General features: G+C 60.1%; 5 protein-coding genes. 3 read left to right on the top strand and 2 right to left on the bottom strand.

Annotated features, from left to right (window positions below; genetic code table 11):
* Positions 1-38: 38 nt before the first annotated feature.
* Positions 39-1,196 carry a patatin-like phospholipase family protein gene (locus PMI23_RS27680; protein ID WP_007913959.1) on the bottom strand — a complete coding sequence of 386 codons (1,158 nt, stop codon included), beginning with the start codon at positions 1,194-1,196 and terminating at the stop codon, positions 39-41.
* A 31-nt stretch (positions 1,197-1,227) separates the two neighbouring features.
* Positions 1,228-2,160: a lipid A biosynthesis lauroyl acyltransferase gene (locus PMI23_RS27675; RefSeq protein ID WP_007913957.1), complete on the bottom strand. Its 933-nt coding sequence runs from the start codon at positions 2,158-2,160 to the stop codon at positions 1,228-1,230.
* A 117-nt stretch (positions 2,161-2,277) separates the two neighbouring features.
* Here PMI23_RS27675 and minC point away from each other — a divergent pair, with 117 nt between their 5' ends.
* The 3 genes from minC (at position 2,278) to minE (ending at position 4,251) form a co-directional block, all read left to right on the top strand.
* Positions 2,278-3,015: a septum site-determining protein MinC gene (gene minC, locus PMI23_RS27670; protein WP_026000431.1), complete on the top strand. Its 738-nt coding sequence runs from the start codon at positions 2,278-2,280 to the stop codon at positions 3,013-3,015.
* Positions 3,016-3,184: 169 nt separating this feature from the next.
* Entirely contained in the window at positions 3,185-3,997 is an 813-nt protein-coding gene (minD, locus tag PMI23_RS27665) for a septum site-determining protein MinD (protein ID WP_007913953.1), read from the top strand.
* Positions 3,997-4,251: a cell division topological specificity factor MinE gene (gene minE / locus PMI23_RS27660; protein ID WP_003223146.1), complete on the top strand. Its 255-nt coding sequence runs from the start codon at positions 3,997-3,999 to the stop codon at positions 4,249-4,251. Before minD ends, minE begins: the two co-directional genes overlap by 1 nt.
* Positions 4,252-4,359 lie beyond the last annotated feature (108 nt).

The following is a 4,359-nucleotide window of genomic DNA, read 5'->3' as shown; positions in this document are numbered from 1 at the left end:
CCAATGTAGGAGCTGCCGAAGGCTGCGATCTTTTTGCTTTAAAATGGCAATCCCAAAAACCGGCACAGCTCCTCGCGCTTGGCCAACGCATCGCGCCGTCCCAGATCAATCAACTCGCTGCAATACCCCGCCTCGAACAGCAGATAACTCAACACCCCTGCCCCACTGGTCTTGGTCGCCCCCGGCCCGCGCAGAAACAAACGCAACGCCGCCGGCAACTCCTGGCGATGCCGCGCCGCGATCTCATCGATCGGCTGACTCGGCGAAATCACCAGCACCTCCACCGGTGCCACGCCCAACTCGCGCGTCGGCGTGCCGGCAGGCATCAAGTGGCTGAACTGGTTGAGACGCTGGAGCAACTCGATGTCGCTCTCCAGGCTGTCAATGAACGTGCTGTTGAGCATGTGCCCGCCAATCTGCGCCAGCGTCGGTTGTTGCCCGGTGTAGGCGCGCTCCAGCGGCTGCTGCGGATCAAACCCGCGCGGGTTGCCGCTGACACCGACCACGAGCACCCGGCTCGCCCCTAAATGCAGCGCCGGGCTGATCGGCGCCGATTGCCGCACGGCGCCGTCGCCAAAATATTCATCGCCGATTTTCACCGGCGCGAACAACAACGGAATCGCCGAACTGGCCAGCAAGTGATCCACCGACAGTTGCGTCGGCACACCAATACGTCGATGGCGCAGCCATGAATCGATCTTGCCGCCGCCCTGATAGAACGTCACCGCTTGCCCCGACTCATAGCCGAACGCAGTTACCGCCACGGCATGCAATTGCTTGCGCGCGATCGATTCGGCGATACCGGGCATGTGCAGTTTTTCATTGAGCAGTTCGCGCAGCGGCGAACTGTTGAGCAGCGCCACCGGCAGTTGCCGACCGAGGCCGAGCAGGCTGTGACTGACAAAGCGGCTGGCCTGACGGATAACCCCGGGCCAGTCACTGCGCAATACGCGGTGGCTGCGAAAGCCCTGCCAGAACAAAGTGAGGCGTTCGATCGCGGCGCGAAAATCCGTGGCACCGCTGGCCAGGCTGACCGCATTGATCGCCCCCGCCGAGGTGCCGACGATCACCGGGAACGGATTGTCCGCACCCAACGGCAGCAACTCGGCAATCGCCGCCAGTACGCCCACCTGATACGCCGCCCGAGCCCCGCCGCCGGAAAGAATCAAACCTGTGACCGGTTCAGCTGGGCTCATCGCAACACTCCACGGTGCTTGTCAGTTTGGTTCAGCGGCGTTTGGCGTACAACTTCGGCTCGCCCGGTGGGCGGCTCTTGAAGCGTCGATGCGCCCACAGGTACTGCTCGGGGCAGGCACGCAACGCGCTCTCGACCCACTGATTGATGCGGATGCAGTCAGCTTCTTCGGTTTCGCCGGGGAAGTCCTCCAGCGGCGGATGAATCACCAAGCGATAACCGCTGCCGTCAGCCAGACGCTCCTGCGTGAACGGCACCACCAGCGCTTTACCCAAACGTGCGAACTTGGTCGTCGCAGTCACCGTTGCCGCCTGAATACCGAACAGCGGCACGAAGATGCTCTGCTTGGCGCCATAGTCCTGATCCGGCGCATACCAGATCGCGCGACCGGAGCGCAGCAATTTGAGCATACCGCGCACGTCGTCACGCTCCACCGCCAGCGAGTCGAGGTTGTGCCGCTCGCGACCCTGACGCTGAACATAGTCAAACAACGGATTCTTGTGCTCGCGGTACATGCCGTCGATGGTGTGCTGCTGGCCGAGCAGCGCTGCGCCGATTTCCAGCGTGGTGAAATGCGCGGCCATCAGGATCACGCCTTTGCCTTCGCGCTGGGCCTTTTGCAAATGCTCCAGGCCTTCAACGTGGGCCAGCTTCGCCAGACGCTCGCGCGACCACCACCAGCTCATGGCCATTTCAAAAAAGGCGATGCCGGTGGAGGCGAAGTTCTCCTTGAGCAGACGTTTGCGCTCGGCGGCGGATTTTTCCGGGAAGCACAGCTCAAGATTGCGCTTGGCGATGCGCCGCCGGTCGCCGGCCACGCGATACATCAAGGCGCCCAAAACTCGACCGATGGTCAGCAAGGCCGGATACGGCAACTGCACGATCAGCCATAAAAGCCCCAGACCGCACCAGAGCGGCCAGAAGCGTGGCGATAAAAATGCTTTTCGAAAACGCGGGCGATCCATTAAAGCTTCCGTAAATACAGTGGCCGCGCATTCTACATCGTTCGACCCGGCTTGCGGCCTGCGGGCGTTCTCGTTATAAGTCTCGGCACTTTTAGTGACAAGCCGTTGTATGCCGACATGAGCCAAACCGAACCGTTAGACCAAGATCCCGTATTCCAGCTCAAGGGCAGCATGCTGGCCATTACTGTGCTGGAACTGGCCCGTAACGACCTCGAAAGCCTCGATCGGCAATTGGCCGCCAAAGTCGCCCAGGCGCCGAACTTCTTCAGCAACGCGCCGCTGGTTTTGGCGCTGGACAAACTGCCGCCGAGCGAAGGCGCCGTCGATCTGCCGGGCCTGATGCGCGTGTGCCGCCAACATGGCCTGCGCACCCTGGCAATTCGCGCCAGCCGCATCGAAGACATCGCCGCCGCCATCGCCATCGACATTCCGGTGCTGCCGCCGTCCGGTGCCCGTGAGCGGCCGCTGGAAACGCCGGAAGCCGAAGTCAAAAAGAAGCCGGAAAAACCGCCGGAGCCAACGGTCAAACCGACCCGCGTCATCACCACGCCAGTACGTGGTGGCCAACAGATATATGCCCAGGGTGGCGATCTGGTCGTGGTCTCATCGGTCAGTCCGGGGGCGGAACTTCTCGCCGATGGCAACATCCATGTATACGGCCCGATGCGTGGTCGGGCGCTGGCCGGCGTGAAGGGTGACACCAAGGCACGGATTTTCTGTCAGCAATTGAGCGCTGAACTGATCTCCATCGCCGGTCATTACAAGGTTTCCGAAGATTTGCGTCGCGACCCTATGTGGGGCTCGGGCGTACAGGTCAGCCTGTCGGGCGACGTGTTGAACATCATTCGGCTTTAACGGATACTGCCGCATTTTCCAAGCATCTCTAAAACGTAGCGAAAACGGCTCAAACGAAGTAGGAAAAAGGCTCAACGCCGAATTCCAGCCAAGGCTGTCCGACTGCAGTAGTTTTCAAGAGATGTTTTTCAGGGGCTAAAAAGTCCTTCTTCCTTAGGGGTGAAACACCTTGGCCAAGATTCTCGTGGTTACATCCGGCAAGGGTGGTGTGGGTAAGACCACCACCAGCGCCGCTATCGGTACCGGCCTCGCTCTGCGCGGCCACAAAACAGTGATCGTCGACTTCGACGTGGGCTTGCGTAACCTTGACCTGATCATGGGTTGCGAGCGCCGCGTGGTGTATGACTTCGTCAACGTGGTCAACGGCGAAGCCAACCTGCAACAGGCCCTGATCAAAGACAAGCGCCTGGAAAACCTCTACGTACTGGCCGCCAGTCAGACCCGCGACAAAGACGCGCTGACCGTCGAAGGCGTGGAAAAAGTCCTGATGGAGCTCAAGGAACAATTCGAGTTCGTCGTCTGCGACTCCCCGGCCGGCATCGAAAAAGGTGCGCACCTGGCCATGTACTTCGCTGATGAAGCGATCGTCGTGACCAACCCGGAAGTGTCCTCGGTACGAGATTCGGACCGCATGCTCGGCCTGCTGGCGAGCAAATCGCGTCGCGCCGAACGTGGCGAAGACCCGATCAAGGAACACCTGCTGATCACCCGCTACCACCCGGAGCGTGTTGAAAAGGGCGAAATGCTCGGCGTTGAAGACGTCAAGGAAATCCTCTCGGTAACCCTGCTCGGCGTGATCCCGGAATCCCAAGCGGTGCTCAAGGCATCCAACCAGGGCGTGCCGGTGATTCTCGACGACCAGAGCGATGCCGGTCAGGCGTATAGCGATACCGTCGACCGTTTGCTGGGCAAAGAAAAAGCCCACCGTTTCCTCGATGTCGAGAAGAAGGGATTCTTCGAGCGCCTGTTTGGAGGTAGGTAATGAACCTTTTTGACTTCTTTCGTGCCAACAAAAAGCCAAGTACCGCCTCGGTAGCGAAAGAGCGTCTACAGATCATCGTGGCGCATGAGCGCGGCCAGCGCAGCACGCCGGATTACTTGCCAGCCTTGCAGAAGGAACTGGTCGACGTGATCCGCAAGTACGTCAACATCGGCAACGACGACGTACATGTTGCACTGGAAAGCCAGGGCAGTTGCTCGATTCTGGAACTCAACATCACCCTGCCTGATCGCTGAGTCGATTTGGCAGTCGCTACGGCGGCTCGGACTATTGATGCTTGTGTAGGAGCTGCCGAAGGCTGCGATCTTTTGATCTTCAACGTCAAAAGATCGCAGCCTTCGGCA

The sequence above is a fragment of the Pseudomonas sp. GM24 genome (genome assembly GCF_000282235.1).
In the GTDB taxonomy this organism is placed as follows: domain Bacteria; phylum Pseudomonadota; class Gammaproteobacteria; order Pseudomonadales; family Pseudomonadaceae; genus Aquipseudomonas.
The sequence above is the reverse complement of the archived record's forward strand: the minus strand, read 5'-3'. Positions and strand labels throughout refer to the sequence as shown.

Excerpts from the sequence above, each read along its gene's own strand:
- minC (WP_026000431.1), top strand. The coding sequence starts at position 2,278 with ATGAGCCAAACCGAACCGTTAGACCAAGATCCCGTATTCCAGCTCAAG.
- PMI23_RS27675 (WP_007913957.1), bottom strand. The coding sequence starts at position 2,160 with ATGGATCGCCCGCGTTTTCGAAAAGCATTTTTATCGCCACGCTTCTGG.
- PMI23_RS27680 (WP_007913959.1), bottom strand. The coding sequence starts at position 1,196 with ATGAGCCCAGCTGAACCGGTCACAGGTTTGATTCTTTCCGGCGGCGGG.
- minE (WP_003223146.1), top strand. The coding sequence starts at position 3,997 with ATGAACCTTTTTGACTTCTTTCGTGCCAACAAAAAGCCAAGTACCGCC.